This window comes from Aurantimonas aggregata, assembly GCF_010500835.1.
Taxonomy (GTDB): domain Bacteria; phylum Pseudomonadota; class Alphaproteobacteria; order Rhizobiales; family Rhizobiaceae; genus Aurantimonas; species Aurantimonas aggregata.
This window is the reverse complement of record NZ_JAAAMJ010000002.1, coordinates 340,003-355,979: the sequence shown is the minus strand read 5'-3', so window position 1 is coordinate 355,979 and position 15,977 is coordinate 340,003. Positions and strand designations below refer to the sequence as shown.

At 67.8% G+C, this 15,977-nt stretch carries 14 protein-coding genes; 4 read left to right on the top strand and 10 right to left on the bottom strand.

The genetic code is table 11. The features are described 5' to 3' along the window. Positions 1-15: 15 nt before the first annotated feature. Positions 16-834: a tetratricopeptide repeat protein gene (locus GTW51_RS05970; RefSeq protein ID WP_163042972.1), complete on the bottom strand. Its 819-nt coding sequence runs from the start codon at positions 832-834 to the stop codon at positions 16-18. Between the two features lie 127 nt (positions 835-961). Between GTW51_RS05970 and GTW51_RS05965 the strand changes: the two genes are divergently transcribed. From GTW51_RS05965 to copM, 3 genes are read left to right on the top strand one after another with little or no spacing between them, the layout of a single operon-like run. Continuing rightward, complete coding sequence (locus tag GTW51_RS05965) at positions 962-2,371, top strand: leucyl aminopeptidase family protein (protein WP_163042971.1); 1,410 nt, start codon at positions 962-964, stop codon at positions 2,369-2,371. Between the two features lie 47 nt (positions 2,372-2,418). Then, positions 2,419-3,324: a C40 family peptidase gene (locus GTW51_RS05960; protein ID WP_163043032.1), complete on the top strand. Its 906-nt coding sequence runs from the start codon at positions 2,419-2,421 to the stop codon at positions 3,322-3,324. A 53-nt stretch (positions 3,325-3,377) separates the two neighbouring features. After that, a complete protein-coding gene (gene copM, locus GTW51_RS05955) occupies positions 3,378-3,785 on the top strand; it encodes a CopM family metallochaperone (RefSeq protein WP_163042970.1) in 408 nt (135 codons plus the stop codon). Positions 3,786-3,806: 21 nt separating this feature from the next. On the opposite strand, the gene GTW51_RS05950 is transcribed toward copM, so the two are convergent. Further along, the gene (locus tag GTW51_RS05950; protein ID WP_203565909.1) at positions 3,807-4,742 is read right to left on the bottom strand and encodes a LysR substrate-binding domain-containing protein; all 936 of its coding nucleotides are present in this window, start codon (positions 4,740-4,742) and stop codon (positions 3,807-3,809) included. 123 nt (positions 4,743-4,865) lie between these two features. Here GTW51_RS05950 and GTW51_RS05945 point away from each other — a divergent pair, with 123 nt between their 5' ends. Beyond that, positions 4,866-5,060: a hypothetical protein gene (locus GTW51_RS05945; RefSeq protein ID WP_163042969.1), complete on the top strand. Its 195-nt coding sequence runs from the start codon at positions 4,866-4,868 to the stop codon at positions 5,058-5,060. Between the two features lie 20 nt (positions 5,061-5,080). On the opposite strand, the gene GTW51_RS05940 is transcribed toward GTW51_RS05945, so the two are convergent. The 8 genes from GTW51_RS05940 to GTW51_RS05905 form a co-directional block, all read right to left on the bottom strand. Continuing rightward, on the bottom strand, positions 5,081-5,986 hold the full coding sequence (locus GTW51_RS05940; RefSeq protein ID WP_163043030.1) for a 2-hydroxyacid dehydrogenase: 906 nt from the start codon (positions 5,984-5,986) through the stop codon (positions 5,081-5,083). 39 nt (positions 5,987-6,025) lie between these two features. Next, positions 6,026-6,682 carry an NUDIX domain-containing protein gene (locus tag GTW51_RS05935; RefSeq protein ID WP_163042968.1) on the bottom strand — a complete coding sequence of 219 codons (657 nt, stop codon included), beginning with the start codon at positions 6,680-6,682 and terminating at the stop codon, positions 6,026-6,028. Then, on the bottom strand, positions 6,679-8,331 hold the full coding sequence (locus GTW51_RS05930) for an ABC transporter ATP-binding protein (RefSeq protein WP_203565908.1): 1,653 nt from the start codon (positions 8,329-8,331) through the stop codon (positions 6,679-6,681). The genes GTW51_RS05935 and GTW51_RS05930 overlap by 4 nt, the downstream gene beginning before the upstream one ends. Before the next feature lie 13 nt (positions 8,332-8,344). Next, positions 8,345-9,301 carry a cation diffusion facilitator family transporter gene (locus tag GTW51_RS05925; RefSeq protein WP_163042967.1) on the bottom strand — a complete coding sequence of 319 codons (957 nt, stop codon included), beginning with the start codon at positions 9,299-9,301 and terminating at the stop codon, positions 8,345-8,347. 4 nt (positions 9,302-9,305) lie between these two features. Further along, the gene (locus tag GTW51_RS05920) at positions 9,306-10,430 is read right to left on the bottom strand and encodes an ABC transporter permease (RefSeq protein ID WP_163043028.1); all 1,125 of its coding nucleotides are present in this window, start codon (positions 10,428-10,430) and stop codon (positions 9,306-9,308) included. A gap of 406 nt (positions 10,431-10,836) precedes the next feature. Next, positions 10,837-11,967 (bottom strand): microcin C ABC transporter permease YejB, encoded by a 1,131-nt coding sequence (locus tag GTW51_RS05915; RefSeq protein WP_163042966.1) that lies wholly within the window; start codon positions 11,965-11,967, stop codon positions 10,837-10,839. Between the two features lie 119 nt (positions 11,968-12,086). Then, positions 12,087-13,967, bottom strand: coding sequence for an extracellular solute-binding protein (locus GTW51_RS05910; protein WP_163042965.1), 1,881 nt, complete (start codon positions 13,965-13,967; stop codon positions 12,087-12,089). Further along, positions 13,967-15,841, bottom strand: coding sequence for an extracellular solute-binding protein (locus tag GTW51_RS05905; RefSeq protein WP_425483230.1), 1,875 nt, complete (start codon positions 15,839-15,841; stop codon positions 13,967-13,969). The genes GTW51_RS05910 and GTW51_RS05905 overlap by 1 nt, the downstream gene beginning before the upstream one ends. Positions 15,842-15,977: the final 136 nt, after the last annotated feature.

Here is a 15,977-nt window from a genome sequence, read left to right as displayed (position 1 = left end):
GAAGCGCCGGCGGTCTCAGCCGTCCTGGCCTTCCTTGTCCTTCAGCATCGACCAGGTGTTCTGCTGGGCCAGCATCTGCCGCAGATAGGCGACATTGGCCTCGGCCGCCTCGGGCGACAGTTCCGCCGAGGCGATCTTCTGGGCTTCCTCGAAGCGGCCCTGCAGGCCGACGACGAGGGCCAGGTTCTGGCGCACGCGGCTGTCGACGCCGGGCTGGCGGGCGGCCGTCCGCAGATAGGATTCGGCGGCCTGAAGGTCGTTGCTGAGGAGATGCGACATGCCGAGATTGGAGAGCACCGTCGGCTCGTTCGGCGCAAGGTCCAGCGCCTTGCGATAGAGGCCCCGCGCCTCGGCCGACTGGCCCATCTGGTCGAGGATCGCGCCTTCTGCCGAATACAGCCGCCAGTCGGGAAAGTCCGGGGTCTGCGCGCGGCGCACCGTTTCCAGCGCCTTCGGCAGGTCGCCGGCGGCGGCGAGCGCCTTACCGTAGGCGGAGAGGACGTCGCGGTCCTTCGGGTGGGCGATCGCCACCTGCTGCATTACCGCCAGCGACTGGTCGTTGCGGCCGACCATCTGCAGGGAGGCGGCGTAGGAGAGGCCGACTGCCTTGGCCTTCGGATCGCGCTCGTAGGCTGCCCCGTAGGATTGCACGGCGCCCTGCAACCGGCTGGCCGGCATCGCGGCGACGGGCGCCGAGCCGGAGGATCGCCCGATCGAGCCGGTGGTCTCGCGCGACACCGAGGCGCAGCCCTGCGCGGTCAGAAGCGTGGCTGCCACGGTAACGAAAAGGCCCTGTCGGAAGGCGCGAATCGCTCTATTGTCCCGCGCGATCATGACCTGCTCCCGTGTCGTCCGCGATGTGCCAATGGCTCAGCTCATTGAGCCACGTCTCCTCGCCAGTCATAGTCTGTTAACCCTAACGGTCGGTTAACGCCCGGCTGCATCCCCTGGAATCCATGCCATGCCGCTTACCCTGGTTGATCAGACGAACGAAGCCCTGCCGGTCTGGCTGGCCGAGACGGGACGTCTCGACGCCTTGCCCGAAGCGGCGCGCGCCTGGGCAAAGGCCCTGCGGTTCAGCGCCGAGGCGGGAAGCGTCCTCGTCGTGCCCGGAGAGGGCGGTACCCCCGCCAGCGCCGTCCTCGGGCTCGGCAAGCCGGATCCACGCCGTGGCGCGGCCGAATGGCGGGGGCTGCTCGCCGGCGCCCTGGCGCGAAAGCTGCCCGATGGCGACTGGCGCTTCGCCGACGAGCCCGCGGTCGACCATGATGTCGCAGCGCTGGCGCTCCTGCTCGGCCAGTATCGCTTTGGTCGCTATCGCGGCGGGGCGAAGGGCGACGACAAGCAGCCGCAGATCCGCTTCCAGACGCCAGGCGGCGTCGACAGGGCCGAACTTTCGGCGGTGGCCGATGCCGTGTTCCTCGCCCGCGACCTGATCAACACCCCGGCCAACGACATGGGCCCGGCCGAACTGGAAGCCGCGGCCCGCACGTTGGCCAAGACCTTTGGCGCGACGGTCGAGACCATCGAGGGCGACCAGCTTCTTGCCCGGAATTTCCCGATGATCCATGCCGTCGGTCGTGCCAGCACCTCGGCGCCGCGGCTGATCGACCTCACGTGGGGCAAGCCGTCCGACCCCAAGGTGACGCTGGTCGGCAAGGGCGTGATCTTCGACACCGGCGGGCTCGACATCAAGCCGGCCGCCGGCATGCTGCAGATGAAGAAGGACATGGGCGGCGCGGCGAACGTCCTGGCCTTGGCGCAGATGGTGATGGCGCGGGGCCTTGCCGTGCGGCTGCGCGTGCTGATCCCGGCAGTCGAGAACGCCATTTCCGGCTCCGCCTTCCGGCCGGGGGACGTCCTGACCAGCCGCAAGGGCAAGACCGTCGAGATCGGCAACACCGACGCGGAAGGGCGGCTGGTGCTCGCCGATGCGCTGGCGCTCGCCGACGAGGAGGCGCCGGAAATGCTGATCGACATGGCGACGCTCACCGGCGCCGCCCGGGTGGCGCTCGGCCCGGACCTGCCGCCCTTCTACACCGAGGATGACGGCTTCGCGGCCGATCTCGCCACCGCCAGCGAGCGCGTCGCCGACCCGCTCTGGCGCATGCCGCTGTGGCAGCCTTACGCGGCGAACCTGTCGTCGAAGGTTGCCGACACCAACAACGTCACCAGCGACGCCTTCGCCGGCTCGCTCACCGCGGCCCTGTTCCTGCAGGGTTTCGTCGAGAAGGCTGCGAGCTGGACGCATCTCGACATCTTCGGCTGGCGGCCGAAGCCCGGCCCTACGGGGCCGGTCGGCGGCGAGGCGCAGGGCATCCGCGCCCTCTACGCGGTGCTGAAGCAGCGCTATCCGGGTGAACGGAACTGACGGTCCCAGGACTGATGCCGGAAAGTAGACGCGAGGACACCGCCGCCATGACCAGCCTCGATCCGCGCCGGCACGCTTTCCGTGCCGATCTTGCCGAGAAAGGCCTCGAAGGCGAGGTCGAGGCGGCCCGCTTCGCCGAGGGGGTGCCGCGCCGTGTCGCCGTGCCATTGGCGCCGGTGCGGCGGCGCCCGGCGCCCGATGCGCCGGTGGAAACCGAGGCGCTCTTCGGGGAGGCGGTGATCGTCTTCGACGAAGACGCGGGCTGGTCGTGGGTGAAGCTTGCCGAGGGCTCCGCGGAAGCAGCTTATGTCGGCTACATGCCCAGTGACGCGCTCGGCGCCAGCACGGCACCGACGCATCGCGTCCGCGTGCCGCGCACGCTGGTCTTCCCGACCCCGGACATCAAGCGCCCGCCGCTCTCCTTCCTGCCGATGGGCGCGCTCGTCACGATCGCCGGCACCGCCGCCGACCACAATGCCAGCTACGCCGAACTGCTGCCTGAGGGCTTCGTCGTCGAGCAGCATCTGGAACCGGTGAATGCGGTGTCTTCGGACTTCGTGGCCGTCGCCGAGCGATTCCTCGGCGCGCCCTATCTCTGGGGCGGCAAGAGCGTCGCCGGGATCGACTGCTCGGGACTGGTGCAACTGGCCTGCACCATGGCCGGCATCGCCGCGCCGCGCGACACCGACATGCAGGAGCGCGAACTCGGCACGCGCCTTGCCGGCATCGAGGCGCTGGCGCGCGGCGACCTGGTATTCTGGAAGGGCCATGTCGGCATCATGCTGGATGGCACGGAGCTGCTGCATGCCAACGCCCACGACATGCTGACGGCCGTCGAGCCGCTGGCCGAGGCGGTCGCGCGGATCGCGGCGCGGGGCTCGGCCGTGACCAGCATCCGCCGGATCAGGGCGCCTGCCGCCGCGACGGGCAGCGTTCCGGTGATCGTGACTTGACCTTCCTGTAGCAGGAAGCTCGCAGATGGGCGCCACCACCATGGAGAGCCCTTATGTTGAAGCACCTCGTTCTTGTCGCCGCGCTGGCAATTTCCCCGGCTGCGATCGCACAGGATCACAGCGGCCATGGCGCCGCTGCACCGATGGACGGCACGGCCGAGATGGATCACGGCGCGATGGGCCATGGTATGGTCGCTGCCGGAGACGCGCCGTCGAGCCGCGCCTACGCCGAGGCCAACGACCGGATGCATGCGGCGATGGGCGCCGATCTCACCGGCGACGCCGATGTCGACTTCGTCCGTTCGATGATCCCGCACCACCAGGGCGCCATCGACATGGCGCGGATCCAGCTCGAATACGGCAAGGATCCCGAACTCGCCGCGCTGGCCGAAACCATCATCGCCGCCCAGGAAGCCGAGATCGCCGAGATGGAGGCCTGGCTGGCAGCGCGCGGTCACTGACGCGCGACAAGGGTTCGGCCCTCAGGCCGCGCCTTCCGGCCGGGCGCCGAAGCCGGTCATCGGCGACGGCGAGGCCGTCATCTCGGCCAGCAGCCACTCCCGGAAGGCGCGGATCTTCGGCACGTTCCGCCGCGGCTCGGCGTAGCACAGCCAGTAGAAGTGTTCCTCGTCGGCAACGAGCTCGAAGGGCTGCACCAGCCGGCCGTCCCGCAGCGCTTCCTCGTGGAAGACCGGGGTGAGGATGGCGACGCCGTGGCCGGCGATGGCGGCGCGGGCGACGACGTGCTGGTCTCCCATGTCCGAAAACGGACGCTGCGTCGCATCGAAGCCGCTGACGCCGGCGGCTGCAAACCACAGCGGCCACCACAGATCGTGCGGATCGAGGAGCGGGGCTTCGAGCAGGTCCGCGGGGTCCTTCAGCGGGCCGAGCCGCTCCAGCAGCTTCGGCGAAAGGATCGGCGTGAAGCCCGTCGCGAACAGCCGGTGCTGGACGAGGCCCGGCCACGGCCCGCGCCCGGCGCGGATGGCGATGTCGACCGCGTCACGGCGAAAATCGACGATTTCGCGGGTGGAATCCATGCGCACCCCGATCTTCGGGTGCTGCATCTGGAAGAAGCCGATGCGTGGGGCCAGCCATGCCGCGCTGAAGGTCGGCACGACGCTGAGATGCAGCAGCGCATTGTCGTCCGCCATGATCTGCCCGAACCCGGCGGCGATCATGTCGAATGCTTCGGTCAATACCGGCCGCAGGCGCTCGCCGGCCTCGGTCAGCACCAGCCCGCGCGGCCGCCGCAGGAACAGCTTCAGGCCGACGCGTTCCTCGATCAGCTTGATCTGGTAGCTGACGGCGGCCTGGCTCATGCCGAGCTCTTCGCCCGCCCGGGTGAAGCTCAGATGCCGGGCCGCCGCCTCGAAGACCCGGACTGCCGCCAGCGGCGGCATCGATCGCCCGCTCATCGCCTCGCACCTCTCGCATAAGCTCTCCTTATGCCAACTGATCGCGCTTCGATTGGCTTGGCAAGCCTGTCGGGCTCATTCTTCGGTCAATGCCGCTCTGGCGGCGAGGTTTGGGAGACCGACATGACCTGGGAATTCGGTAAGCTTCTGCCCAGCCTGCTAGCGCTCGCGATCGGCCGCCTGCCGATCGCGTCGGAGCCGCCGCCGGCACACCGGCTCGACGCCGACGAGCTGCCCGACGCGGTGAAGCGCGATCTCGGCCTTTTGGACGGGCGCGGTCCCTCCCTCAGGCGGCCGGAACGGAACGGGCGATTCTGAACGTTACCCGGATCGGCGGCTCAGTATCCAGCCGAGCGATCGACCAGATGCTGCAGCGTCTCGCCGCGCCCATGCGCCGCGATCTGCCGCATGATCGTCGGCGCCAGCGCGTCCGGGTCTGAGGACGCCGCGACATGCGGCGTCACGAACACCCGCGGATGTGTCCAGAGCGGGCTCGTGGCCGGCAGCGGCTCGACGGTGAAGACGTCGAGCGAGGCCTCCATCAGCGTGTCCCGCTCCAGCGCGTCGAGGATCGCCGCCTCGTTCTGCAGTCCGCCGCGGCCGGCATTGATCAGCACCGGCCCGCCCAGCGGCGTGTCCCGCTTCAGGCGCGACAGCAGCTTGGCATCGATGATGCCGCGCGTCGCCTCGGTCAGCGGCAGCAGCACGACGAGAATGTCGGTCGTTGCCAGGAACGGTCCGAGCCCGTCGATCCCGGCGAACATCTCCACGCCCTCGGCCGATTTCGGCGAGCGGCCCCAGCCGGCGACGCGGAAGCCGAGCGCCCGCAGCTTGTCTGCGGCGTCCCGGCCGAGTTCGCCGAAGCCCATGATGCCGACGGTGATCTCGCGCGCCGCCGGCTGCATCCGCTCGTGCCAGATCTTCTGCGCCTGCTGGGTGCGATAGGCGCGTCCGCGGCGGAAATGGTCGAGCACCCGCCAGACGACATATTCGCTCATCCGGCCCGACAGATCGTCGGCGACGATCCGCGCCACCGGCACGTCCGGCAGGCGCTTGTCCGCCAGGATGTGGTCGACGCCGGCGCCGAGCGAGAAGATCGCCTTGAGGTTCGGCAGGTTTTCCAGGAGCCCGGGCGGCTGCTTCCAGACCACGGCATATTCGATTGACGGGTCGGTCGAATCCTTCGGCTCGAGCACGATCGCGCGCTCGCTCCCGGCCTGCTGCAGCGCTGCCAGCCAGCGCATGGGGTCGAAACCCGTCACGGAGAGAAGAATGGTCAATGCTTAGTCCCTGATGTCGATCGAGCCGAGCAGCGCCTGCGCCCGGGCCCGTCCCTTGCGCGCGAACCAGTGCGTGCAGGCGATGAGGTAGCCGTTCTCGACGCGGCCTTCGTCGACCGCGGCGATGAGGTCGTCGACCGGCGCGAGGATCGGCCGGATGTCCTCGTTCTCGTCCGCCTTGCCGGCCGAATTGGTGAGGCTGCCGGCATCGACGATGGCGAGGAAGATCGTCGCATGCTCGGTGGTCAGGCCGGGCGCTGGCAGCATCCGGAAGCAGGCCTCGATCGCCCGGGGCACGAGCCCCGTCTCCTCGGTCAGCTCGCGCGCGGCCGCCGCTTCGATGCTTTCGCCGGAGTCGACGATGCCGGCGGGCAGTTCGAGTGCCGCCGCGTTCGCGGTCTGCAGGGCGGCAGCGAAGCGAAACTGACGGATCACGACGATGGAGTCGCGATCCGGGTCGTAGGGTATGATCGTTGCGACGTGCCCCGTCGCTAGGTATTCGCGGTCGATCGGGCCCACCTCGCCCTCGCCGTCGAGCCGGGCGTGGCGCAGCGTGGCGACGCGAAAGTCGCGGAATCCCTCGTGCAGCAGCGTGTCGCTTTCCACGTCGAAGGGCATGGGCTGGTCGGTCAGCTGATCGCGATAGTGGCTGGTCGTCATTCCGATACGATCCCCGTGGGCGCGGCGGCGAGATCGAAGGCGGCCGCCATCAGCGCCTTGGTATAGTCCGTCTGCGGGCGATCGAAGATCTCGTCGGCCGGGCCGCGCTCGACCACGAGGCCGTTGCGCATGACGATCACCTCGTTGGCCAGGGCGCGCACCACCTTCAGATCGTGGCTGATGAACAGATAGGCGAGGTTGTGCCGCTTCTGCAGGTCGCGCAGCAGGTCGACGACCTGCGCCTGCACGCTCATGTCGAGCGCCGAGGTCGGCTCGTCGAGCATGACGAAGCCCGGGTTCAGCACCATGGCTCTTGCGATGGCGACGCGCTGGCGCTGGCCGCCGGAGAATTCGTGCGGGTAGCGAAAGCGCGTCGCCGGATCGAGCCCGACCTCGTTCAGCGCCTGGACGACGCGGGCGTCGCGGCCGTCGGCGTCGAGGCTGCGCTCGTGGATGCCGAGCCCCTCGGCAACGATGTCGGCGATGGTCATGCGCGGGCTGAGCGAGCCGAACGGGTCCTGGAAGACGATCTGGATGCGCTCGCGCAGCGGTTTCATCGCCTTGAAGGAGCGCTCGTCGATCCGTTCGCCGTCGAAGCGGATTTCGCCCTTCGAGGAGATCATCCGGCAGAGCGCCAGCCCCAGCGTGGTCTTGCCGGAGCCCGATTCCCCGACGACGCCGACGGTCTGGCCGGCCCGCACGGCGATGTCGACGCCGTCGACCGCCTTTACGTGGTCGGTGGTCTTGCGGAAGAAGCCGGTCTTGATCGGAAACCAGACCTTGAGGTCCTTCGCTTCCATGACCAGCGGCGCGTTGGCGTTGGCTGCTGGCGGCCTGCCCTTCGGTTCCGCCGCCAGGAGATGCTTGGTGTAATCGTGCTGCGGGTCGGCGAAGATCTGGGCGGTCGGTCCGTGCTCGACGATCTTGCCGCGATACATCACGCAGACCCGGTCGGCGATGCGCCGCACGATGCCGAGATCGTGGGTGATGAACAGCATCGCCATGTGGCGCTTCTGCTGCTGCACCTTGAGGAGTTCGAGGATCTGCGCCTGAACGGTGACGTCGAGCGCCGTCGTCGGCTCGTCTGCGATCAGGAGATCCGGCTCGTTGGCCAGCGCCATGGCGATCATCACGCGCTGGCGCTGTCCGCCCGACAGCTGGTGCGGATAGGCGCCGAGGCGCTTCTCCGGCTCGCGGATGCCGACCTGGTGCATCAGCTCGAGCGTGCGTTCACGCGCCGCACGGTCGCGCATGCCGCGATGGACCTTCAGCACCTCGCCGACCTGCCGCTCGATCGTGTGCAGCGGGTTGAGCGAGGACATCGGCTCCTGGAAGATCATCGAGATGCGGTTGCCGCGAACCCGGCGCAGATCGTCCTCGTCGTCGTCGATCAGGTTCTCCCCGTCGAACATGACGGCGCCGCCTGGATGGCTCGCCGACGGGTAGGGCAGGAGCTTGAGGATCGACAGCGCCGAGACCGACTTGCCGGAGCCGGACTCACCCACGAGCGCCAGCGTCTCGCCGCGGTCGATCGAGAACGACACGTCGTCGACGGCGAGATTGGTGTTGCCCCCCTGGTGGAAGGCGACCGACAGGTTCTCCACCGACAGCAGAGGTCCTGGCGCGGGCGCGGCGGCGATGCTGGTCAAGACGCGATACCTTTCATGCCGGATGCCCGTGGGCGTGCCCGTGTTGGGCGTGATCGCCCTCGGCCGCCGCGTCGGCGCAGCGGCCGCGCTCGATCTCGACGGTGGCGTGGCCGATGGCGAAGCGCTTTGCCAGTTCCGCCTTGATCGCGCGGATCGTCGCCATCGGCTCGGCGCCGTCGACGATCGCCGCGTGCAGCGTGACCATCGGACGTTCCGGGGTCAGCGCCCAGGCATGGACGTGATGCACCTCACAAACGCCGGCCACGTTCGCGACGAGGTGCGGGGCGATCGCGTCGACGTCGAGGCCCTCCGGCACGCCCTCGAGCAGCAGGTGCCCGGCATCGCGCACCAGGCGCCACGCCGAGACGAGGATCAACAGCGCCACCAGCACCGACAGGATCGGATCGATCGGCGTCCACCCGGTCCACAGGATGACGAGGGCGGCGGCGATCGCGGCGACCGACCCGAGCAGGTCGCCGACGACGTGCAGCACGGCGCCGCGAATGTTGAGATTGTCGTTGTCTGCCCCGTGCAGGATCGCCAGTACGCCGAGATTGACCGCGAGGCCCAGCGCGGCGATCGCCAGCATCGTGCCGCCGAGGATCTCGCCGGGCTGGCCCACCCGGTGCCACGCCTCGACGACGATGAAGCCGGCGATGGCGAACAGCGCGATGCCGTTGACGAAGGCGACGAGCACCTGGAAGCGGGCATAGCCATAGGTGCGCTTGTCGTCGTGCGGCCGCCGCGCCAGGCGGAAAGCCAGCCAGCCGAGCGACAAGGCGGTGAAGTCGGTGAGCATGTGCCCGGCATCGGCAAGCAGCGCCAGCGAACCCGAGACCAGCCCGCCGACGACTTCCGCCACCATGAACAGCCCGGTCACCACCGCGGCGATGGCGATCCGCTTCTCGCTGGCACCATGGGCGTGGCCGGCAAAGCCGTGGGAATGGCCGGCATGATCGTGATCGCTCATGGCCTCACCGGAAGCTCTTGCGGGGATCGAAGGCGTCGCGGACGGCTTCGCCGACGAAGACCAGCAGCGACAGCATCAGCGACAGGACGATGAAGCCGGAGAAGCCCAGCCAGGGCGCCTGCAGGTTGTTCTTGCCTTGCGCCAGCAACTCGCCGAGCGACGGCGAGCCGGGCGGCAGGCCGAAGCCGAGGAAGTCGAGCGAGGTCAGCGTGGTGATCGAGCCGTTGAGGATGAACGGCAGGAAGGTCAGCGTCGCCACCATGGCGTTGGGCAAGAGGTGCCGGACCATGATCGTCCAGTCGCCGACGCCGAGCGACCGTGCCGCGGTGACATATTCGAAGTTGCGGGCCCGCAGGAACTCCGCCCGGACGACGCCGACGAAAGCGACCCAGGAGAACAGGAGCATGATGCCGAGCAGGATCCAGAAGCCCGGCGGCAGGATCGCCGCGATGATCAGCAGCAGGTAGAGCACCGGGATCGACGACCAAATCTCGATGAAGCGCTGGAACAACAGGTCCACCCAGCCGCCGAAATAGCCCTGCACCGCGCCGGCGGCGACGCCGATGACGGCCGAGGCGCCGGTGAGGATCAGCCCGAAAAGCACCGAGATCCGGAAGCCGTAGATCAGCCGTGCCGCGACGTCGCGCGCCTGGTCGTCGGTGCCGAGCCAGTTCATGTTGCCGAAATTGCAGTTCGGGTCCTCGACGGCGAGCGGGTAGCGTTGGCAGCGTTCCTCCTCGGTGAACATCCATGAAGGGGCGGACGGCGCGGGGGTCGGGATCTCGTTGTTGACTGTCTGGTAGGAGTAGCGGATCGGCGGCCAGACGGCCCAGCCATTGGCCTCGATCTCCTCCTGGACGAACGGATCACGATAATTGGTCACCGGCAGGAAGCCGCCGAACACCTCCTCGGGATAGTCGACGAGCACCGGGTAGTAGAACTCGCCCTTGTACTCGACCAGCAATGGCCGGTCGTTGGCGACGAGTTCGGCGAAGGAGGTGATCACGAACAGGAAAAGGAAGATCCAAAGCGACCAGTAGCCGCGCTTGTTCGCCTTGAAGTTCTGCCAGCGCCGAATGTTCAGCGGCGACAGCCGCGGCCGGCGGGTCAGCGACGCCTCGGGGGACATCTGCGCGATGCCGGCGGTTTCTTCACGCGCGATCTCGGCCGCGTTCTGGTCCGGCAACGCATCGCCAGACTCCGGCCGATCCCGCCGCTCGGCGTCGAGGCGATCCTTCAGGGCGTCATCCATGATCAGCGCCCTCCCGTCGCGGCGGCAAGAGGGGCGCAAGGGCCGCGGAGACGTCCGCCCATGCTGCGGGAGAAGCTGACGCTTGACACCCACGCGGCGTCATCCTCGGGCCCCGTCCCGAGGATCCAGTGGCGGTCCATCGTAACAGCGACGCCGATCACGGCACGCACTTCCGGCAATGTCGGTATCCTCGTTCCCCTGGATCCTCGGGACGGGGCCCGAGGATGACGGAGTGACGGAGCCCGAGGATGACGGCGGAGGGGACAGGTGATCACGTTCATGCTCAGACCTCCCGCCGCTCGAAGTCGATGCGCGGATCGATCCACGTATAGGTCAGGTCCGAGATCAGCGTCGTGAACAGGCCGATCAGCGAGAAGATGTAGAGCGTGCCGAACACCACCGGATAGTCCCGCTGATAGATGCTCTCGAAGCCGAGCAGCCCGAGCCCGTCCAGCGAGAAGATCGTCTCGATCAGCAGCGAGCCGGCGAAGAAGGCGGAGATGAAGGCGCCGGGAAAGCCGGCGACGATGATCAGCATGGCGTTGCGGAAGACGTGGCCGTAGAGCACCTGGCGCTCGGTCAGGCCCTTGGCGCGGGCGGTGGTGACGTACTGCTTGCGGATCTCGTCGAGGAACGAGTTCTTGGTCAGCAGCGTCGTCGTTGCGAAGGCCGACAGCGCCAGCGAGATCAGCGGCAGCGTCAGGTGCCAGAAATAGTCCGGGATGGTCTGCGACACGCAGCGCGAGGCGTCGAACGCCTCCGACCAAGGCGCGCACCAGTCGCCGCGGATGCCGTCCGAGAGGAGGCCGCGCAGCGGGAACCAGTCGTAGAACGAGCCGCCGGCGAAGAGGACGATCAGGAGTACCGCGAACAGGAAGCCGGGAATGGCATAGGCGACGATGACGATGCCCGAGGTCCAGACGTCGAAGGCCGTGCCGTCCTTCAGCGCCTTGCGGATGCCGAGCGGGATCGAGATCAGGTAGGACAGGAGCGTGATCCACAGCCCCAGCGATATCGAGACGGGCAGCTTTTCCAGGATCAGTTCCCAGACCGAGATCGAGCGGAAATAGCTCTCGCCGAAATCGAAGCGCACATAGTTCCACAGCATCAGGCCGAAGCGCTCGAGCGGCGGCTTGTCGAAGCCGAATTGCTGCTCGAGCCGGGCGATGAAGGCCGGGTCGAGGCCCTGCGCGCCGCGGTAGCTGGAGTTCTCGCCGCCGCCCTGGCTGGCGCCGAAATCGCCGCCGCCGCCGGAAACGCGGTCGGTCGCGCCGCCGGCCTCGCCCTGCAGGCTGGCGATGACCTGCTCGACCGGGCCGCCCGGCGCGAACTGGATCACGATGAAGGAGATCGCCATGATCCCGAGCAGGGTCGGGATCATCAAAAGCAGGCGGCGGAGGATGTAGGCGCCCATGGCCGGGTGTCGTCTCCGAGTGGTCGCGCTTGGTGCCCGATTCGGGCTGTATCACGATGCTTCGTCTTGATAGCCCGCATCCGCGGGTTCCGCAAAAGCCGGTACCGTTGGCGGGCCTGTCAGCCGCGTTGGACGGACTCGGCCTTGTCCGGGTCGAGCCACCACAGCCGCTCGATCGGCCAGGCATAGTCGGGCTTGGTCTCCTTGAACCCGAATATGTCCCAGAAGGCGGCTCGGTGGACATTCGAGCTGATGTTGGGCAGCCAGTCGAGCCGCCAGCGCAACACCCGGTCGAGCGCCCGCATGGCGGTGACGAGGTCGTCGCGGTTGTCTGCCGCGCCGGCCGCCGCGATCAGCGCGTCGACCGCCTCGCTGGCCATGCCGGGATAGTTGTACGCCCCGGCACGATCCCGCGCGTCGCTGCCGAAGAACAGCGTCAGGCCTTCCCGCGTCGGGGTAGCGTTCAGGCTGAAGGCGGCGAGGATCATGTCGAAGTCGAAACGGTTCACCCGGTCCTGGTATTGCGCCGGATCGACGAGGCGGAGGGAGGCGTCGAGGCCGATCCGCCGCAGCGTGTCGATGAACTTGGCGTAGACGCGTTCCTGCTCCTGGCCATAGGTCAGGAACTCGAGGCGGAAGGTCTCACCGGCAGCGTTGACCATGCGGTTGCCGTCGAGCCGCCAGCCGGCTTCGGCGAACAGCGTCGTCGCCTGCCGCAAGAGGGCACGGTCAAGACCGCTGCCGTCGCTGACAGGCTGTACCCAGACCTCGCCGAACACCTCGTCGGGGACGCTGCCACGCAGCGGCTCGAGCAACGCCAGCTCGGCCGCGGAGGGGGTTCCCTCGGCGACGAAGTCCGAGGACTGGAACGGCGAGTTGGAATGGATGCGCTGGCCGAACATCAGGTTGGCGTTGGTCCACTCGAAGTCGAAGCACATGTTGATCGCGTGCCGGACCCGGCTGTCGGCGAAGCGCTCGCGGCGCTGGTTCAGCGCCCAGCACTGGAATTTCGGCCGTTTCTCGCCGGGGAACTCGCGCGTGATCACGTCGCCGCGCGCCACGGCCGGAAAATCGTACTCGGTCGCCCAGGCCTTGGAGGTGAACTCCTCGCGGAAGGTGATGATGCTCTTCTTGAAGGCCTCCAGCGCCGGCTGGCGATCACGGAAGAACTCGATGCGCAGCGTCTCGAAGAGGTCGAGACCGCGCGAGAATGGCAGGTCCTTCGCCCAGTAGTCCGCCCGCTTGCGATATTCGATGAAGCGGCCGAACTCGGACCGCGCGACCTCGAAGCGCCCGCTGCCGGGGATCCCCTCGCGGCCGACACGGGCAAACTCCTTGTCCGCGAAATAGGCTCGCGGCATGATCGGCAGGCTGAGCGCGCCGAGTGCGTCCTGGTAGCTCTGGCGCTCGGTGAAGCGGATCCGCACCGTCGCTGGATCCACCGCGACAACGTCCTCCAGTTCGCGCAGCGTGACCTGGAGGCTCGGGTGGCCCTCTTCCTTCAGGGTCTCGTAGCTGAAGACGACGTCGTCCGCCGTCACCGGCGCGCCGGTGGAAAACCGCGCTTCCGGCCGAAGCCGGAAGGTGAAGCCGTGGCGGTCCTCGGACAGGGTGACGCTTTCGGCCAATGCGCAGTAGACCGCGTCGGGCTCGTCGAGCGAGCCGAGCATCAGCCCGTCATAGAGCGCTTCGATGCGGGGCGGCGCGTTGCCCTGCAGGACGAAGGTGTTCAGCGTGTCGAAGGTCTCCGGCGACTGGTTGAGGACCCAGTTAGACACGGCGAGGTTCATCTGCCCGCCGACCGGCGCCTCGGGCGAGGCATAGTCGAAATGGGTGTAGTCCGGCCCGTATTTGAGGTCGCCGAAGGCCGAGAGGCCGTGCAGCGGCGTGTCCGTCGGAACCGCCGCGAAAGCCCACCCCGGCAGGAGCGGAACCGCGCCGACGGCCAGCGCCAGCTGCGTGAAGCGGCGACGGGTGAGGGACGTGAGCGCCGTCGCCATCAGTTGGTGGAGGTCTCGGCGGCGGACTTGATCCACCAGGAAAACGGGTCGAGGCCGGAATAGGCGGGGCCGGTCTCCGGCATGCCGAGCTTGTTCCAATAGGCCAGCCAGTCCTCCGCCTTGTACCATTGCGGCACGACGTAATATTCCCAGAGCATCACCCGGTCGAGCGCCCGCGTGGCGGCCACGAGGTCCTCGCGGTCGGTGGCGAAGACGATGGCGTCGATCAGCCGGTCGATGGCCGGGTTCTTCAGGCCCGCATAATTCCGGCTTCCGGGAACGTCGGCGACGGTGGAACTCCAGAAGTCGCGCTGCTCGTTGCCGGGCGAGAGCGACTGCGGATAGTAGGCCATGCCCACGACCTCGAAGTCGAAATTGTTCATCCGCTCGATATACTGGTTGGAGTCGACGATCCGGACATTGGTCTTGATGCCGAGACGCTCCAGCTGCCGGGCGAACGGCTCCAGGACGCGGGTATCCTGCGGGTCGTTGCCGAGGAACTCGATGGTGAAGGGCTCGCCCGTGGCGGTGTTCACCAGCGTCGTGCCGCGCAGTTCGTAGCCGGCCTCCTGCAGCAGGCTGAGCGCCTCGCGCAGGTGATCGCGGGCGGACCCCGCATCGCTGTAGACCGGCAGGGTGAATTCTTCGGTGAACACCTCGTCCGGAATCTGGCCGCGCAGCGGCTCGAGATATTTCAGCTCGGCGTCGCTCGGCAGGCCCTTGGCGGCAAGCTCGCTGTTCTCGAAATAGCTCGCGATGCGCTCGTAGAGGCCGAAGAACAGTGTCCGGTTCATCTCCTCGAAATTATAGGCAAGGGTCAGGGCCTTGCGCACCCGCCGGTCCTGGAACTTCGGCAGCCGGTTGTTCAGCACATAGGCCTGCATCGACTGGACCTGCTCGGTCTCGATGGTCTCGCGCACCACCTGGCCGTTTTCTGCGGCTGGGAAGTTGTAGCCCTCGGCCCAGCGCCGCGACATGTTCTCCAGCCGCCAGTCGTCGAGGCCACCCTTCTTGAAGGCCTCCCACGCGGCGTTGGAGTCGCGCAGATAGACGTAGCGGATGCTGTCGTAATTGTAGCGGCCGACCCGCGTCGGGTGGTCGCGCGCCCAGTAGTCCTCGACCCGCTCCCATTCGACCCACTGGCCGGTGGAACTGCCGGAAATCCGGTAGGGTCCCGAACCGAGCGGCGCCTCCGAAGTCGGCTGGGTGATGTCGCGCTTGTTGCCGGCGGCGTCGGTGCCCTCCCACCAATGCTTCGGCAGCACGGTGAGGTCACCCATGATGTTGGGAAGTTCGCGGTTGCCGGTCTGGTCGAAGGTGAAGGTGACCTCGCCCTCGCCGGTTTGCTCGACCTTGGTGACGTTCTTGTAGTAGCCGGTCCACTGCGGATGCAGCTCGGTCAGCGTCGTAAAGCTCCAGATCACGTCTTCGACGGTGATCGGCTCGCCGTCGTGCCAGCGCGCATCCGGGTTGAGGCGGAACGTCACCGAGGAGAAGTCGGCCGGATAGCGGATCGCCTCGGCGATCAGGGAATGGGAGACGGCCGGCTCGTCCGGGGACTGCTCCATCAGCGTGTCGTAGGCGAGGCCACCGCCGAAGGCCGCCAGGCCTGCCGCGGGCGTTCCGCGCACCACGAACGGATTGAAGCTGTCGAACGTGCCGACCACCGTCTCGTTGAGGCGCCCGCCCTTGGGTGCGTCGGGATTGACGTAATCGTAATGCGCGAAGTCCGCCGGATATTTCGACGGGGCGATCAGCGAGGTGGATTCCCGCCACTCGCCCGCCGCCGGACCCGCGGGCGCGGCTGCGGGGGTTGCCGTCGTTTCGCTGCTTGTCTGCGCCGGAGCGGATCCGAGACCCAGGCCCATCAGCATGGCGACGAGGCAGGCGAGGGGGGCGGTTCGCGTCGGCAATGGCAAGAGAAGACCTCCGTCAGGATTGCGGGCGGGCAAAGCGAAGACGTTTCAGGACATTTATGGCCAAGGTGCGATGCCAAGTCACCTGACGATA

Excerpts from the sequence above, each read along its gene's own strand:
- GTW51_RS05915 (WP_163042966.1), bottom strand. The coding sequence starts at position 11,967 with ATGGGCGCCTACATCCTCCGCCGCCTGCTTTTGATGATCCCGACCCTG.
- GTW51_RS05940 (WP_163043030.1), bottom strand. The coding sequence starts at position 5,986 with ATGCGCTGGCTGGCAGCGCTGCAGCAGGCCGGGAGCGAGCGCGCGATC.
- GTW51_RS05910 (WP_163042965.1), bottom strand. The coding sequence starts at position 13,967 with ATGGCGACGGCGCTCACGTCCCTCACCCGTCGCCGCTTCACGCAGCTG.
- GTW51_RS05960 (WP_163043032.1), top strand. The coding sequence starts at position 2,419 with ATGACCAGCCTCGATCCGCGCCGGCACGCTTTCCGTGCCGATCTTGCC.
- GTW51_RS05945 (WP_163042969.1), top strand. The coding sequence starts at position 4,866 with ATGACCTGGGAATTCGGTAAGCTTCTGCCCAGCCTGCTAGCGCTCGCG.
- GTW51_RS05925 (WP_163042967.1), bottom strand. The coding sequence starts at position 9,301 with ATGAGCGATCACGATCATGCCGGCCATTCCCACGGCTTTGCCGGCCAC.
- GTW51_RS05970 (WP_163042972.1), bottom strand. The coding sequence starts at position 834 with ATGATCGCGCGGGACAATAGAGCGATTCGCGCCTTCCGACAGGGCCTT.
- GTW51_RS05950 (WP_203565909.1), bottom strand. The coding sequence starts at position 4,742 with ATGAGCGGGCGATCGATGCCGCCGCTGGCGGCAGTCCGGGTCTTCGAG.
- GTW51_RS05920 (WP_163043028.1), bottom strand. The coding sequence starts at position 10,430 with ATGTCCCCCGAGGCGTCGCTGACCCGCCGGCCGCGGCTGTCGCCGCTG.
- copM (WP_163042970.1), top strand. The coding sequence starts at position 3,378 with ATGTTGAAGCACCTCGTTCTTGTCGCCGCGCTGGCAATTTCCCCGGCT.
- GTW51_RS05905 (WP_425483230.1), bottom strand. The coding sequence starts at position 15,841 with ATGCTGATGGGCCTGGGTCTCGGATCCGCTCCGGCGCAGACAAGCAGC.
- GTW51_RS05935 (WP_163042968.1), bottom strand. The coding sequence starts at position 6,682 with ATGACGACCAGCCACTATCGCGATCAGCTGACCGACCAGCCCATGCCC.
- GTW51_RS05965 (WP_163042971.1), top strand. The coding sequence starts at position 962 with ATGCCGCTTACCCTGGTTGATCAGACGAACGAAGCCCTGCCGGTCTGG.